The organism is Legionella micdadei (genome assembly GCF_000953635.1).
GTDB lineage: Bacteria > Pseudomonadota > Gammaproteobacteria > Legionellales > Legionellaceae > Tatlockia > Tatlockia micdadei.
In genome coordinates this window covers 2,574,353-2,587,800 of sequence record NZ_LN614830.1, presented here as the reverse complement: position 1 = coordinate 2,587,800, position 13,448 = coordinate 2,574,353, and the positions used below count along the sequence as shown (strand labels likewise).

Here is a 13,448-nt window from a genome sequence, read left to right as displayed (position 1 = left end):
AAATATTATGCCCTTGGAGCCACGGGATTATTTTTTCGCACTTCATTCACTCTTTCCAATTCAGTGACTTGGTCTTCTAAAGTACTTATCTTTGGTGTTAACTGCTCAATCCGCTCAATGTAATGCCCTAATTTAGCAGTATATTTTTTAATAAAGTGTTCTAGACTCTCTATTTGATGGTGTAATTCTTTTTGCTCTGTTTTGTCCTGGTATTTTTCAAGTTTTTCTTGTAAATCAGTGAGGTGTTTAGATTTATCCGCCAAATAGTGCTGGATTTCATCAACAATTTCCAAGCTTTTTTGATATTTTTGCTGTGCGTCAACTAGATGGTTTTTTTTAGCAGCGAGTTGCTTAGTGAAGTTTTTCAAACTTTCTTTGTGAATTTGATTTGCTAATGTCAAATTAAAAAAACTAGGACCAGACATACATCAACTCCTTAGATTACCCTGTTTATTGCTTAGTACCAAAAATATTGGCCTCTTCATCTCCTGGAGCATCTATTTCTGGAACAGGTTTTCTAGGACTCTTTCCAGAAGATTCTGGTGGGAGTACTATCGGTTTTACGGGGTGGTTTAATCCTTCCTGTGTATGCATCTCAGCGTTCTCAAGACTTTCTCCTAATCGAACAAATAATTCGCTAATCTCCTCTTTATTCTCTAAGATCAACTCTACAGAATGATCAAAATCATTTTCTAGATTGACTATCCGCTTATCCGCAGCTCTATTTAAATCTTCAATTTGTTGAGTGATTCGGTCATATTCTTTTGCTTCGGACTCATAGTCTTCTATTACGTCTATAAATTTGCTTTCATCATAGGCAGTTTTTATCAGTCCAACTAAAACCGCAATCCCCGAAACACCACCTGCTATAAAAAGTCCAAGAGCAATGGCAAAACCTACTGGTGCTAGAAAACCAGAGGCTATACAGCCGCCAGCTATCGCGGATAAAATACCTACAGAAATCAGGGTATTACGATTTCTTACGAAAAAACCTTTGTCTTCTGGTGCGTGAGGTTCTTGAGCAGGAATATTGCATAATTCAATAAGTTGTGCTGTCTCTTTGTATATTATCTGTTTTTCAAGGTGATGAGCATCATGTGCTAGTGTTTCGACTAATTGACGAAAGTTCCCACATCTAAGGTAATCGGCTGATGGTATTGGAGAAGAATCTTTTTTGCCAAGAAAATCCGTAATTTTACTTTTTAGCTTATCTTTGAAAATAGGGCTGATTCCTTCAGTTTTATCAAGAAGCTCATCTAGCTTAGCCAATCGCCGATAGAATTTATCTATTCGTTCATTATTATGCTTAACAAGGGCTTCAGCTCTTTGCAAAATTTTATTTTGAAATTCCTCGGATTCTTTAGATAGTAAGACTTTCGCTCCTGACTTTTGACTAGGTTCACTTAACTCTATTGAATCAAATCCCTCTTCTTCTGAACTAGGAGGCAACAAATAATCTATGCCTTTTCTAAACAAAGTTTTGTCGTTGGAAAATATTTCATCTAAAAAAAGATCCCTAAATTCTTCAAAAGTTTTATCTATGTATTTATCAACATCGTCAGCAGAGGGGTTTTTCTGGATTGCTTTCAGGTCGTTAAGTCTACTTGAAAGTAATTTTTGCAAGTAATCGGGATTTAAAGCTTTAGTGTCGTTAATGTAGCGCTCGAGTTGCTGTATATGACTATCGAGTTGATCAAAAAGTCTCGGCTGTTGAGCCTTTTGATTACCAAGAAAGGCCTCAAGCTCTATTTTTAAACGAGCCATAAATTTTTCATTTTGATCATAAAAATCTGGATCCGTATGCCGAGTTCGTTGTCGTTCAACAAACTCTTTAAATGCACTATTATTGTTGGTCTGCGGTTTATAGGATTGAAGGAGCTCAAGGAATTTTTTGATTTTCTCAGCTTTTGAATTTTCCTCTTTAACTAAAGTTTCAAGGGATTTGTTGGCATATAATGTTGCATCCTCAGGTGGGTTTTCTGAAGAAGAGAGAGTAGCGCTAATCAACTCACGTAGTTTTTTCTCTGTTTTCGTAAATTGAATATAAACACTATAATCAGCTGTGTTCTCTGAATTATTAGTGAAATCAGTGTAAGTTTGAAGATTAGTAGCTAAAAAGATTAAATTATTAGCAACTTGAAATCTTTCACGTACATTATTATTCATATCTTCATTTGCTTGAAGAGAAGTGGTGATCGCTTCAGAAAGCTTTTTTAAAACTTGTTCAAAGCGAGAATTTGTAAAAAAGTTAAGGTCTGTATCAACGGATCCCTCTATTTCTTTTAGGGTAGCCTCAAGGGCTTCGTTGGCAGGCAAACTCCGGGCAAATTCGATGTATTTTATTAATCGAGTTTTTCGCTCATCTCGATTATCTATGTTGTGATTTTCATGGAGACGGCCAGCTAATTCCCTAAATCCAAGGGGAGAAAAAGTACCATCAGGTTGGAAAACACTAGCGATTAATTGATTTAAGTCAGCAGAATTTGTTGCCTTTTGAATCTCGGCCAGCAAGCCTTTCTCATTTATGCTGCTTTCTCTTTCGGGCATTCTTTTTCTGACAATGTGCCCCGATGCTGATATTGCAGGATCGTCCAATAACTCAGTATCGCCAAGGAAAGTAACTTCTCTTTCACCGAAAGGATGGTTAACATTTTTTATGATAGCAGCGGTAAGCCAATGCTTGCGTTTGCTTTCGGGAATCTCTGCGTTCGAGTCATCTCTTATGTACCCAAATGATAAAGCACAAAGCTGCCCCTGGTCATCCAAGTAACACATCCTTAGATTTTGTTTATCAAATTCCTTTAGGCTCTCCTTGTGTTCTTCCGTCACTAGACGGGTCGCAAATGAGTTTGCTCGGATGGCTGATAATATTGGATCAACGAAAATAGCACCATCCCAATCCCCTTGAGTATAGTTACTGTTATTTATGGGGTGTAGTAATTTGTCTTTTATTTGTTCTGCGGTCAATGAATAGCTTAGGTAACATGTTCGGTGAAGATCTAATAGTGCCTGCTTTCTATATTGTTTTTCTGAAGATAATAAATCAAAGAGCGCCTTAGGGATGCCGAGTTGCTTCATCACTTCGACATAGTTACCAAACAATTTTCTATATATGGTCATACGGAATTCAATTTGTTCATCATTATGGGATTTATTATATACAATAAGTATTAACATATAATTAAATGTTATTTTGATATCTATTTGAATAATTAAAAATCAAACTCTTTCCACCATTGTAAAAATGGGTAACTCCCCAATAGGTCATCCTCAAAGGAGGTGGCCGTTGCAGGATCTCTTGAATGTGGCACAGTCCTTTAACGTTTCTCCTTAATGGCCTGGTTGGTCATCACTTTTTATATTTACTAATTCCACAAAGTGAGCCTGTGTGTGGTGGTTCCTTCAAAATATCACTCGAATAAGGTTTGAGCTGTTGCTGCTATTTTTATTCAGGTGCTTTTCTAGTTCCGCAATTCTTGCAGCTTGATGTTTGATGGCTTTCTCTAATTCAGGAATCTTTATTAAATGAGTTGATATGATTTGTCTGTAGTCTTTCATTCGGGCATCCGTTTTCAAGACTTTTATTGGGTAACCCAATCAAGAGGTTTCTTGAAGGGGCGACGCCACTTTTGGGGCGGCGTACTGGTGAGTTAGACATGGGTCATAGCTAAAATTAGCTTTAATGCCTTTGTTGGGTTGTCGACACCCCTTGATGAAGTGCCGATATTCTAATTGTGATAACTTAGCTGATTATTCAGAAAATCTGTTAAATCGGACAAAGCAACGCGGATAATTTCATCACGGTTTCTTGCCTTGTATTCGATGGCGTTTTGCTCCAAATTACGCTCACTGACCACCAAACGGTGGGGAATGCCGATTAAGTCACTGTCCGCGAATAAAACGCCAGGACGTTCATTTCGATCATCAAGCAAGACATCGTAACCTTGTTGGGTAAGCTTTTGGTAAAGCGATTCAGCAGTGTCTTTCACCAACGCCGAGCGGTGAGCATTGATAGGTACAATGACTAATTGAAATGGAGCAATGCTTTGCGGCCAAACAATGCCGTGTTCATCATGATGCTGCTCAATTGCTGCAGCCACAACGCGGGTAATACCTAAGCCATAGCAGCCCATGATCATGGTTTGCAATTGACCTTCTTCATTGATAACAGCAGCATTCATAGCACGCGCATATTTATCCCCCAACTGGAACACATGGCCAACTTCAATACCACGGCATGAGTGTAAGCGTCCTTGATTATCTGGACTGATGTCGCCTTCTTTGACATTGCGTAAATCATAAGCTTCTTGGTATTGCGCATCCCGTCCCCAAGCAACATGCTGATAATGTTTATCAGCTTGATTTGCCCCACAGATAAAAGAAGCTAAAGCCAGGGCATGGTGATCAGCAATAACGGGAATATTTAGACCGACAGGACCGATATAGCCTGGTGGGACTTTCAGAATCTGCTGAATTGTCTCATCATCAGCCAAACGTAATGGGGATTTGACGAGCGGATGCTTGCTTGCTTTGACTTCATTTAACTCATCATTCCCACATAAAACAAGGGCTATTAAAGGCGTTTCTTTGCCTTCGACAATTAAAGTCTTTACCGTTTGCTCTGTGCCTACTTGTAAAAATTTGGCTACTTCTGCAATGGTTTTTTGCCCTGGGGTGTCAACCATTGTCATTTTTTCTTCAGGGAAAGAGGCGGCTTTTTCAGGAAGCAAGCAGGTGGCTTGTTCAATGTTAGCGGCGTAATTACTACCATCGCTGTAGAAAATTAAGTCTTCGCCTGAATCAGCAAGCACCTGAAACTCATGAGAGGCGGATCCGCCGATGGCGCCTGTGTCCGCTTCAACCGCACGATAACGCAAACCAAGACGGTCAAAAATACGGCAATAGGCTTGGTACATGTCATTGTAGGTTTGTTGCAAGCTCTCTTGCGTTAGATGAAACGAGTATGCGTCTTTCATAATGAATTCACGTGCGCGCATGACCCCGAAACGAGGCCTGATTTCATCGCGGAACTTGGTTTGGATTTGATATAGATTAACCGGTAATTGTTTGTAAGATTGCAATTCATTACGCATTAAGTCAGTTACCACTTCTTCATGCGTGGGGCCAAAACAGTATTCCCGTTCATTACTGTCACGCATCGTTAACAGTTGTCCGCCGAAGGTGTCCCATCGGCCTGTTTCTTGCCAAAGCTCAGCGGGCTGTACTGCAGGCATGAGCACCTCCATGGCTTTAGCGCGATTCATTTCTTCGCGAACAATTTGTTCAACTTTACGCAATACTTTAAGCCCTAAGGGCAACCAGGTGTAAAGTCCAGAACCTAATTTGCGGATCATACCCGCTCTTAACATCAGCTGATGCGAGACAATTTCCGCATCATTAGGTGTTTCTTTGAGGGTCGCTAATAGCCATTCGGATGCACGCATGCAAGCTCCTGAAGATAAATTAAGAAGAGAATTATATACTTGCTCATTGAGCAAATAAAAGGATTCCTGTATTTTGGAATTCTTAAGTCGGAGATCGCTTAATGAATACGATTGCCCTCATTCAAACTTTCTGTAAAGTAGCGCAATGTCGAAGTTTTACGGGGGCTGCCAAAGAACTGGGGGTTTCCCCCGCTGCGGTGAGCAAGCAAGTGAGCTTGCTTGAGGCAGAGTTAGGGGTTTCTTTACTTGAGCGAACGACCCGAAAGGTTTTTTTAACGTCCGTAGGAGAAGCCTATTACCAAGAAGTTCAAGCTGTTCTACACGCTTTAGAGCAAGCCAACAGTGTTGTCGCTGCTTCTCAGATTGAACCAAAAGGCCTATTAAAAGTAAAAAGCTCGCGATATTTCGCCGAAACCGTTATCCTGCCGCGGATGCTCGCCTTTTCTACCCGTTATGCGCAAGTTTGTTTAGATTTACAAATTGCTGAAGAAATCCCGCATTTACTTGATGAGGGGCTCGATGTGGTTTTTGGTATGTCAACGCAGGTTGCTTCAAATTCTATTCAAAAGAAAATAACCACCACGCGTTATGTGTTCTGCGCTTCTCCCGATTACTTGGCTCGTTTTGGTAACCCGCAGAAACCCAGTGATTTGCAGCGGCATCGTTACCTAACCCATAGTATGCGTAATCCTAATAATCAATGGGTTTTTGCTTCCGGTGAGGTAGTCAACCTTGAACCCACTCTCTATTTGAATGATGCAGCAGCACTTTGTGATTCAGCATGCCGGGGGCTTGGAATTACCGCACTTCATCATTATCAGGTTGCCGAAGCATTGGAGTGCGGAAAACTAGTCGAGGTATTGCCTAAATACCGTATGCCTGTTATCCCTGTTTATCTTTTTTATCATCCAGCACGATTTATCCAGCCTAAAGTGAGAATTTGGATAGAAGCAATGACTTCGGATTTGGCTTCATTTATGTAATTGGTGGAATTATTAGCCTTATAAGGCGGGTCACATCAATATCATTCCTTACATCGCTTTATGGCTCTTTAGTTAGGCGAAACCAATTGCCAAGAGACCTAGCCTGTTTCCAAAAATACTATTGTGCTATATTCCGCCAGAGTTAATTTTTGGAGAATATAATGGGTAAAAAAAGGACGCATCGCGACGTAATGGCTAAACTCAGGGAAATTGTAGGTGATTCTGATTATGAGTTATTTAAAGCTAAAATTGAGGAGTTTGATTTAGGGTTGGACGACTCATCTCACTATAATCGAGCTATTCGGCGATTATGTACCTCTAGCCACCCAAAAGTAATATTACTCTTAGAAGAAATATTACCTCATCGTTTGGTCCTTAACATCTCGCTTACTGAGACAAATAAAGAAGGATTGTCTGCTTTTGACTACGCTGAAAAATTCAATCAAGAGGCTTTAGCATTGCTTAAAAAACATCATTTGAGTGAATACAATGGATTGATTAATCAAGGTGCTTCCAAGTTAGCAGAACAATTGCCACAGTACATACCCGTTCAGCCAAATCGCTTTTTCCAACCAACGAGTACCCCATCACTTACCCGCAAGCAAAAAGAATTTTTAGATACGACTGCGGACAAAACAGCTTCTTCCCTTTTGGAAGAATTACCGGGTTTGATGGATATATTCAGCCTCCCTCCAGAAGAAGCGGAAAGAAGGGTTCGACAAGCGACATCAAGATTAATATCTCAAGTTGTACCGGAGAAAAAGGCGGATTCCACAAGTACCGCTAGTACGCTATCACTGGGTGCTCTCATTCCTGGTCTTGAAGAAAAAATGGATAATGATTTGGCTTTCAAACCTTTTGTAGAGCTTTGTAAAGAGGCAAATTACGAAGAAGCGATCCGGTTTGTAATATCTTGTAAAGATCAACATAAAGCAAGCCAGCTATTAGATTATTTATTTGAGTTTCAAAATGAATTATCGCTCGATGTTAATAAAATGCTGAATGAAAAAAGGCAAACCCCTTTACATCAAGCGGCTCTTGCTTCAAATTGGCCCGTCTACTATCTCTTAGTCGGCAAGGGAGCTAATAGTTTCCAAAAGGATTCGGAAGGAATGATGGCACAAGAATACAGGCGGCAAAGACAAATGCATTTTATGAGTGCTACCGGTGAAAATCCTTTGAACACCCTATTATCTGGCGTGGAACCTATTGATGCAGAAAAGTGTATTATTTCTTAGTGCAATTGTTTGCTAAAAAAGGCTGCTCTATTTGATTCGTAACATGTTTAAACTGATAGCGAGCATGATAAGCGCAAATAGACGCTGTAAAACGACAGCTGGGACTCTTGTTGAGAGTTTAACCCCTAAAGGTGCTCCAAAAAGGCCGGCTGTTGTGATCGCCAAGAGGGCAGGCCAATGGATATAACCGATAGTAAACGGAGAAACTGGTATTTTTACCATACCCAATACGATGTAAATAAGCGATCCAGTTAGGGCAATGGGTAAACCAATGAGTGTTGATGTTCCTACGGCATAACGCATTGGATATTGCAATTTTCGCAAGAAAGGAACCATTAAAATACCGCCAGCTGATCCGACCAAGCTTGCAAGACAACCTATTCTAAGACCATTCCATTTGATGTTGATCGTTAACTCCTCAATGGAAGGCATTGATTCGGATGTTTCGTGGGCATTCTTTTTAAATAAAAGCCAACTGGCAAGGCTGATTAGAAATATCGAAAAAATGATTTTTAAAAAATGCCCGTTTAAGAAAGTCGCTAAGAGTGCGCCTATACCTGAGCCTGTTGTGCAAAATACAACAAGATGACGAAACATTTTCCAATCGATAGTCTGATAGCGATAATGATTCATTAACGCGGTTACAGAATTGATTGTTATGGCTGCCATCGATGTGGCAATGGCAATATGTATGGTTTGCTCAGGGTGAAAATGATAATAAGGGAGAATAAACGTCAATACTGGAACAATGATGATACCCGTACCTATTCCGAGCATCCCTTGCAAGATTGCACCAAGACTACCCGCTAAGAAACAAATGATTAATAGCGATAACATAAGCGATCTCAATCCATAATCAGAGGATATTTTTGTACGATCATTTTCTCTTTAGCTGTTAAAGAATTCAGCAATCCATTAATAATTTCTGTAAAACTGGCAATAGCCAAGGGTGTAATGTGATGTTTCTGTAAGTGTTCTAGGGTACTTGTTTCACGGTAAGCACTGATGACAGCGAAATTAACAATACCACCTTGGGCACGAATTTTAAGACCCGCATCAATCAATGTTGCGCCCGTTGAGGTCATGTCATCAATGAGTACGACGGGTTTCTTAAATGTGCCAAATAGCGCTTCTTGTGTACCATGTGTCATGGCTTTTTTCTGAATGACAACATAATCGTTCTTAAACAACGCACTCATTGCGCCGACTATAATTGGGCTCATGATGGAATCTACTACCCCTAAACAATAATCATTGGTTTTATGCTGAATAAGTTCACAATAAAGTTGTGCAATTAAAGAGAGATAGTAAGAGTCGGTTAAAAAATGGCGATGATTTAAATAAACATGGCTTCGCTTGCCGGATTGTAAGGTAAATGGGTTTTCTTTAATCACTAAAGCTTTGGTTTGATAAATTCCATTGATGTATTGCTTTGTTAAATTGGCTATCGAAGTCATCATTGTCTCTTAGTGTCAATAATTTAAGAATATGAAACGATTATAAATTAAGGTATTTTTATAGAAAAATCGTATTTTGTCGTTAAAACCGACAACAAGGAATCGAATGAGTAATCAAGTATTTGCAGGACTTATTTCTTTAGGACTCAGTGAAAAAGAAGCGATATTGTATATCTCTGCATTAAAAATGGGTCCAGCCACCGTACAAAATTTATCGCTTGAAAGTGGTCTTAAACGTGCAACAGTGTATGGATTAATTGAAACGTTGATTGCACAAGGTTTAATGCATGTTGAAATTAACGGCGTCAGAAAATTATATGTGGCGGAACCCCCTGAAAAGCTTGCCTTATTACTTGAGAAGAAAAAGCAAACTTTAAACGCTATCATGCCATCGTTAGTGCAAGATTATCTGCGTTGTTCACCTGCTGCGAATACCATAAAAACATACCAAGGCTTACCAGGAATTAAATTACTTTATGATAATATCCTGACGACATTAAAACCTGGGGATGAGTATTTGGTCATTTCCAATCAAGATAAATGGTACGCCCTAGATCCTGAATATTTCCAGGATTTTACTCAGAGACGTGCTTTGTTAGAGGTTAAAATCAAACTGATTCTGCAAGATAACCAAAATAGCCCCAATCTCTTTCGTGAGCAATCCTGGTGTCAAGAAAGCATAAAATTACTGCCCGCGCATATGCAACTCAATATCAATATGGTTATCTATGGGCATTATGTTATTTTTGTTCAAATTGTTGAGCCATTTCTTGCCATTTTGATTGAGAACATTCATGTTTCTTCAATGCATCGTGTTTTATTTAATACGATTTGGGAACTGTTGTAGCTTAAGGCAGTATGATAATTTAATTTGTTTATATTATCCTTTTTATGTTAAAGTTGTACATTTTTAATCCTTGATGGCTTGGTATGGCACTCACATTTGAGACTGTTAGAGAGAATCAGAATAAGCTCAATCAATTTATCGAAAGATGGAAAAATGAAATAGCAAGGAATAGATTATTTTTAAATTTTCGACAAGACCAAGCTGAGTTGGTAAGACAACTTAGTACCTTGGGTTCAAGTTCCCAATGGTTTGCCCATCAAAACCGTCTCGAGCAATTTAGGCTGCATATTGAATTCTACGTTCGGTGTTTAAAAAATACCAATCTCACGCCGACTAAACGTCACGAGTATCAGGGGATGCTTTATCTATTTTTGGTCAGAGTACCCGAAGCATTAAACAGTAGTTTAACGTATATTGAAAATAACAGATCCTTTGCCAATAACAGAGTATTAAGAGAAGCAACTTTGCTCACTGTTCTTCAATTTCAGCATCTTCTTGACTCAACACTCGACATCCTCATGCCGCGAAGGGAAAAAGTTTTTCCTCTCCAATTAGCTGGGCTCCGAGTAGATTATGAAAAAGCTTATGTCTTTAAACATGGCCGCGGCCTATTTGGTTTTTTTAAATTACCAATTAAGCGTTACTTTAGGCAAGATTCTCGCGAAGAAGAGTTAAACTTTCTTGAAGACATTGATTTTTTCCTACAAGGTGAGGGCGCTGTACTTTCTACAGAGAATAAAGAGAAGCTGAAACTTAGTGCGTTAAATTTGGTGCGTTTCAAAATTCGAATGGAAGAGCATGGAAATGGGAGCCAATTGAAGCGCATCATAGAAACACGGTTAAAAGAGGTAGGATTATTTAATAATCAAGAGATTATTACAGATTTTCTTGATCTCTGTGAGCGAATAAATATTGCAGTGCCGCCAGGTCTTGAAGCTTGTTTTAGGGAGGATTTGCGGGTGCTTGCTTATAATTAGGTCATTTGATCAGGTGTGTTGTTTTAAACACCAAGCCAGTTAGCTGTGCACGGGGCTGGGTTAAGGAAGATCTGGGCGCGATCATGAGGGAGCGGATAAGAAGCAAGTACTCTTGTATCCTCTTGCTGATGCGCCCGCCTCGTATTATCGAGACGAGCATCATTACTAAAGTTATTCCGCAATAGCCATCACCCCTGCCGAACTAAATACCTTCTGAACTTTTTCAGCCAAATGGTTATCTGCCTTTGCGTTACTTAAATCTTTTAAAGTTGAGGAGTAATCTTTGAAGGTCACTTTGCCGGTATTGACATCATAAATAGCACCCACTAAGCCAATATTTTCCTGCTCAATCATCAACCTTAAGATTTCACTATCGCGGTAAATTTGTTGCAGGGTGTTGGCAATATTAAGCTCGGTTACTCTATTTACAAAGTCGTTATTCTTGGAAGTCCGATCTGATTTTGTCTGGGTTTCTGCAGAAACGGCCGGCTGAATTTTAGCTAGTAATTGGGTAATATGGCCTTTCTCAACATGATCGCATGCTGCTTGGATAGCTCCGCAGCGTGTATGGCCTAAAACGACAATTAATTTTGCCCCCACTACGTGGCAAGCATATTCGATGCTGGCCAAGATATCTTCATTGACAACATTCCCAGCAACTCGTACGCAGAATAAGTCGCCAAAACTCATGTCAAAAATAGTTTCCACCGGCACGCGTGAGTCGATGCATCCAAGGACAACCTCGATGGGATGTTGGGTTTTAGCGGTGTATTGAATATCGAGTCTGTTGACACGGTGGATACGCGTATCGTTCAGAAAACGTTGGTTACCTTCGCGCAAAATATCAAGCACTTGATGCGGTTTCAAGTTGGATTGCACATCGTAAGTGGTGACATTAATGAAATCGATAAAGTTATGGATGTCATATTTGTCTTGGAAACCAATCAGGTTTAAAGAAATTTGCTTTAAAGGAGCTTGCTCGCGTTGGAACTCTTTAATAAGCTCAATAATTTCCTTGTCGATGTAGTTTGAGTAACGAGCATCGATAATAAGCTGGGAGTTTCTAGGTATTGAACTCAGTTCGGCAACTAAAGAAGCCTTGTTTAAAAAAGTGATTTGCTGGGGTAGAACCAGGCGGTTAATCTCTCCTGTCGGATAGATTTCTTTAATTATATCCAAACGGGCAGTGGAGTTGGATTTTAAAATGAAGAATAAGCTGATAGCCAAACCAATGAGGATACCTGCTAAAAGATTAAAAATGACGATGCTAACAACCGTTGCAATGAACGGAACAAATCGATCCATGCCTTGTTGGTAAATGGAACGATAGATCGATGGTTTAGTGAGCTTGTAACCTGTGTAAATTAAAATGGCTGCTAAAGACGAAAGAGGTATTTTGTTAAGCCATTCTTCAAGGAGTAAAACGGATAAAAATAAAAATATCCCGTGAAATATACAAGACATTTTGGTTTTGGAACCGGCTTGGATGTTTACTGTGGTTCGTACAATGACGGAGGTCACCGGGATACCGCCAATTAAACCAGCTGCAAGGTTACCAAAGCCTTGTGCAACGAGCTCTTGATCTTTCGAGCAATAACGATGCTTTTTATCTAACTTTTCAGATGCCTTGACGTTGAGCAAACTTTCCATAGACGCAACAACAGCGATGATAAGTGCATAAAGATAGACTTTAGGATTCGACCATGCTGACCAAGTTGGATATTGCAACTGGCTTAACAAATCCGTAAAGCCATTATGAGTTGGAATATTCACTAAATGCGGATAATTTTGTGCGAAGGATGAATGGGTGGCAAGAAAGGCTTCATTAAGCAAAATACCGGTAAGGACTACGACAATAGCTGCTGGAATACCTTTAAGCCATTTCACATTCGTTTTTTCAAAATAAATCAGTATTGCAAATGAAATAAGCGAAATGATAGAGGCACCGTTGTTGATATGGTGGGACAATTCATACAGTGGATTAAGCGCTAGGCCTTCCGTGGATTCTAAGAGATGGCCCTCTAATTCTTTAAGATCAGTTGAGAGGGTAAAAGCCAAAGGGAGTTGTTTAATAATTAATAATATACCGATGGCGCATAAAAGGCCTTGAACCACATTAGACGGAATATAATCGGCAACAAAACCTGCACGAAGGGCTCCAACAATGATTTGGATAACCCCAGCGAGCAATAAGGCTAGAAGAAAAGTATTAAAGTCACCTAATTGCGCTAGTGCTGCGAGAACAACAGCAACCATACCTGCTGCCGGGCCGCTTACGCTGACTTGTGAACCACTTAAGAGTCCAACAATAATGCCGCCAATTATTCCGCTGATTATTCCTGAGAATAAGGGAGCCCCTGAGGCTAACGCAATGCCTAAACACAGAGGAATTGCTACTAAAAAAACCACTATACCTGCAACAAAATCGAACTTCAGGTTGCGATGCTGGTAGATGCGTAACTTACGAAAACCCGTACTCATTGTCTCAGCCATAATTCGTAT

General features: G+C 39.8%; 11 protein-coding genes. 4 read left to right on the top strand and 7 right to left on the bottom strand.

Annotation, left to right across the window (positions count from 1 at the left end; translation table 11 throughout):
- Positions 1–5: 5 nt before the first annotated feature.
- From LMI_RS11475 to LMI_RS11465, 4 genes are all read right to left on the bottom strand, one after another.
- The gene (locus LMI_RS11475; protein WP_045099924.1) at positions 6–425 is read right to left on the bottom strand and encodes a hypothetical protein; all 420 of its coding nucleotides are present in this window, start codon (positions 423–425) and stop codon (positions 6–8) included.
- A 25-nt stretch (positions 426–450) separates the two neighbouring features.
- On the bottom strand, positions 451–3,120 hold the full coding sequence (locus tag LMI_RS11470; RefSeq protein WP_144405780.1) for a hypothetical protein: 2,670 nt from the start codon (positions 3,118–3,120) through the stop codon (positions 451–453).
- 282 nt (positions 3,121–3,402) lie between these two features.
- Positions 3,403–3,558 carry a DUF6444 domain-containing protein gene (locus LMI_RS15355; protein ID WP_153280305.1) on the bottom strand — a complete coding sequence of 52 codons (156 nt, stop codon included), beginning with the start codon at positions 3,556–3,558 and terminating at the stop codon, positions 3,403–3,405.
- Between the two features lie 170 nt (positions 3,559–3,728).
- Positions 3,729–5,444 carry a proline--tRNA ligase gene (locus tag LMI_RS11465; protein WP_045099922.1) on the bottom strand — a complete coding sequence of 572 codons (1,716 nt, stop codon included), beginning with the start codon at positions 5,442–5,444 and terminating at the stop codon, positions 3,729–3,731.
- 101 nt (positions 5,445–5,545) lie between these two features.
- Here LMI_RS11465 and LMI_RS11460 point away from each other — a divergent pair, with 101 nt between their 5' ends.
- Both LMI_RS11460 and LMI_RS11455 read left to right on the top strand, forming a co-directional pair.
- Complete coding sequence (locus tag LMI_RS11460) at positions 5,546–6,427, top strand: LysR family transcriptional regulator (protein ID WP_045099921.1); 882 nt, start codon at positions 5,546–5,548, stop codon at positions 6,425–6,427.
- Between the two features lie 161 nt (positions 6,428–6,588).
- A complete protein-coding gene (locus LMI_RS11455; RefSeq protein ID WP_045099920.1) occupies positions 6,589–7,665 on the top strand; it encodes a hypothetical protein in 1,077 nt (358 codons plus the stop codon).
- A 27-nt stretch (positions 7,666–7,692) separates the two neighbouring features.
- On the opposite strand, the gene LMI_RS11450 is transcribed toward LMI_RS11455, so the two are convergent.
- Both LMI_RS11450 and LMI_RS11445 read right to left on the bottom strand, forming a co-directional pair.
- Complete coding sequence (locus LMI_RS11450; RefSeq protein WP_045099919.1) at positions 7,693–8,502, bottom strand: sulfite exporter TauE/SafE family protein; 810 nt, start codon at positions 8,500–8,502, stop codon at positions 7,693–7,695.
- Positions 8,503–8,510: 8 nt separating this feature from the next.
- Positions 8,511–9,125 (bottom strand): orotate phosphoribosyltransferase, encoded by a 615-nt coding sequence (locus LMI_RS11445; RefSeq protein WP_143000992.1) that lies wholly within the window; start codon positions 9,123–9,125, stop codon positions 8,511–8,513.
- A 103-nt stretch (positions 9,126–9,228) separates the two neighbouring features.
- On the opposite strand from LMI_RS11445, the gene LMI_RS11440 reads away from it, so the two are divergent.
- Together LMI_RS11440 and LMI_RS11435 are read left to right on the top strand one after the other, a co-directional pair.
- Positions 9,229–9,969: a TrmB family transcriptional regulator gene (locus LMI_RS11440; protein ID WP_045099917.1), complete on the top strand. Its 741-nt coding sequence runs from the start codon at positions 9,229–9,231 to the stop codon at positions 9,967–9,969.
- 83 nt (positions 9,970–10,052) lie between these two features.
- A complete protein-coding gene (locus LMI_RS11435; RefSeq protein WP_045099916.1) occupies positions 10,053–10,946 on the top strand; it encodes a hypothetical protein in 894 nt (297 codons plus the stop codon).
- 171 nt (positions 10,947–11,117) lie between these two features.
- On the opposite strand, the gene LMI_RS11430 is transcribed toward LMI_RS11435, so the two are convergent.
- Positions 11,118–13,439, bottom strand: a complete 2,322-nt coding sequence (locus tag LMI_RS11430; RefSeq protein WP_045099915.1) for a bifunctional SulP family inorganic anion transporter/carbonic anhydrase — start codon at positions 13,437–13,439, stop codon at positions 11,118–11,120.
- Positions 13,440–13,448: the final 9 nt, after the last annotated feature.

Bases quoted from the DNA above. Each gene is read 5' to 3' on its own strand.
- LMI_RS11475 (WP_045099924.1), bottom strand. From the start codon at position 425: ATGTCTGGTCCTAGTTTTTTTAATTTGACATTAGCAAATCAAATTCAC.
- LMI_RS11470 (WP_144405780.1), bottom strand. From the start codon at position 3,120: ATGACCATATATAGAAAATTGTTTGGTAACTATGTCGAAGTGATGAAG.
- LMI_RS15355 (WP_153280305.1), bottom strand. From the start codon at position 3,558: ATGAAAGACTACAGACAAATCATATCAACTCATTTAATAAAGATTCCT.
- LMI_RS11465 (WP_045099922.1), bottom strand. From the start codon at position 5,444: ATGCGTGCATCCGAATGGCTATTAGCGACCCTCAAAGAAACACCTAAT.
- LMI_RS11460 (WP_045099921.1), top strand. From the start codon at position 5,546: ATGAATACGATTGCCCTCATTCAAACTTTCTGTAAAGTAGCGCAATGT.
- LMI_RS11455 (WP_045099920.1), top strand. From the start codon at position 6,589: ATGGGTAAAAAAAGGACGCATCGCGACGTAATGGCTAAACTCAGGGAA.
- LMI_RS11450 (WP_045099919.1), bottom strand. From the start codon at position 8,502: ATGTTATCGCTATTAATCATTTGTTTCTTAGCGGGTAGTCTTGGTGCA.
- LMI_RS11445 (WP_143000992.1), bottom strand. From the start codon at position 9,125: ATGATGACTTCGATAGCCAATTTAACAAAGCAATACATCAATGGAATT.
- LMI_RS11440 (WP_045099917.1), top strand. From the start codon at position 9,229: ATGAGTAATCAAGTATTTGCAGGACTTATTTCTTTAGGACTCAGTGAA.
- LMI_RS11435 (WP_045099916.1), top strand. From the start codon at position 10,053: ATGGCACTCACATTTGAGACTGTTAGAGAGAATCAGAATAAGCTCAAT.
- LMI_RS11430 (WP_045099915.1), bottom strand. From the start codon at position 13,439: ATGGCTGAGACAATGAGTACGGGTTTTCGTAAGTTACGCATCTACCAG.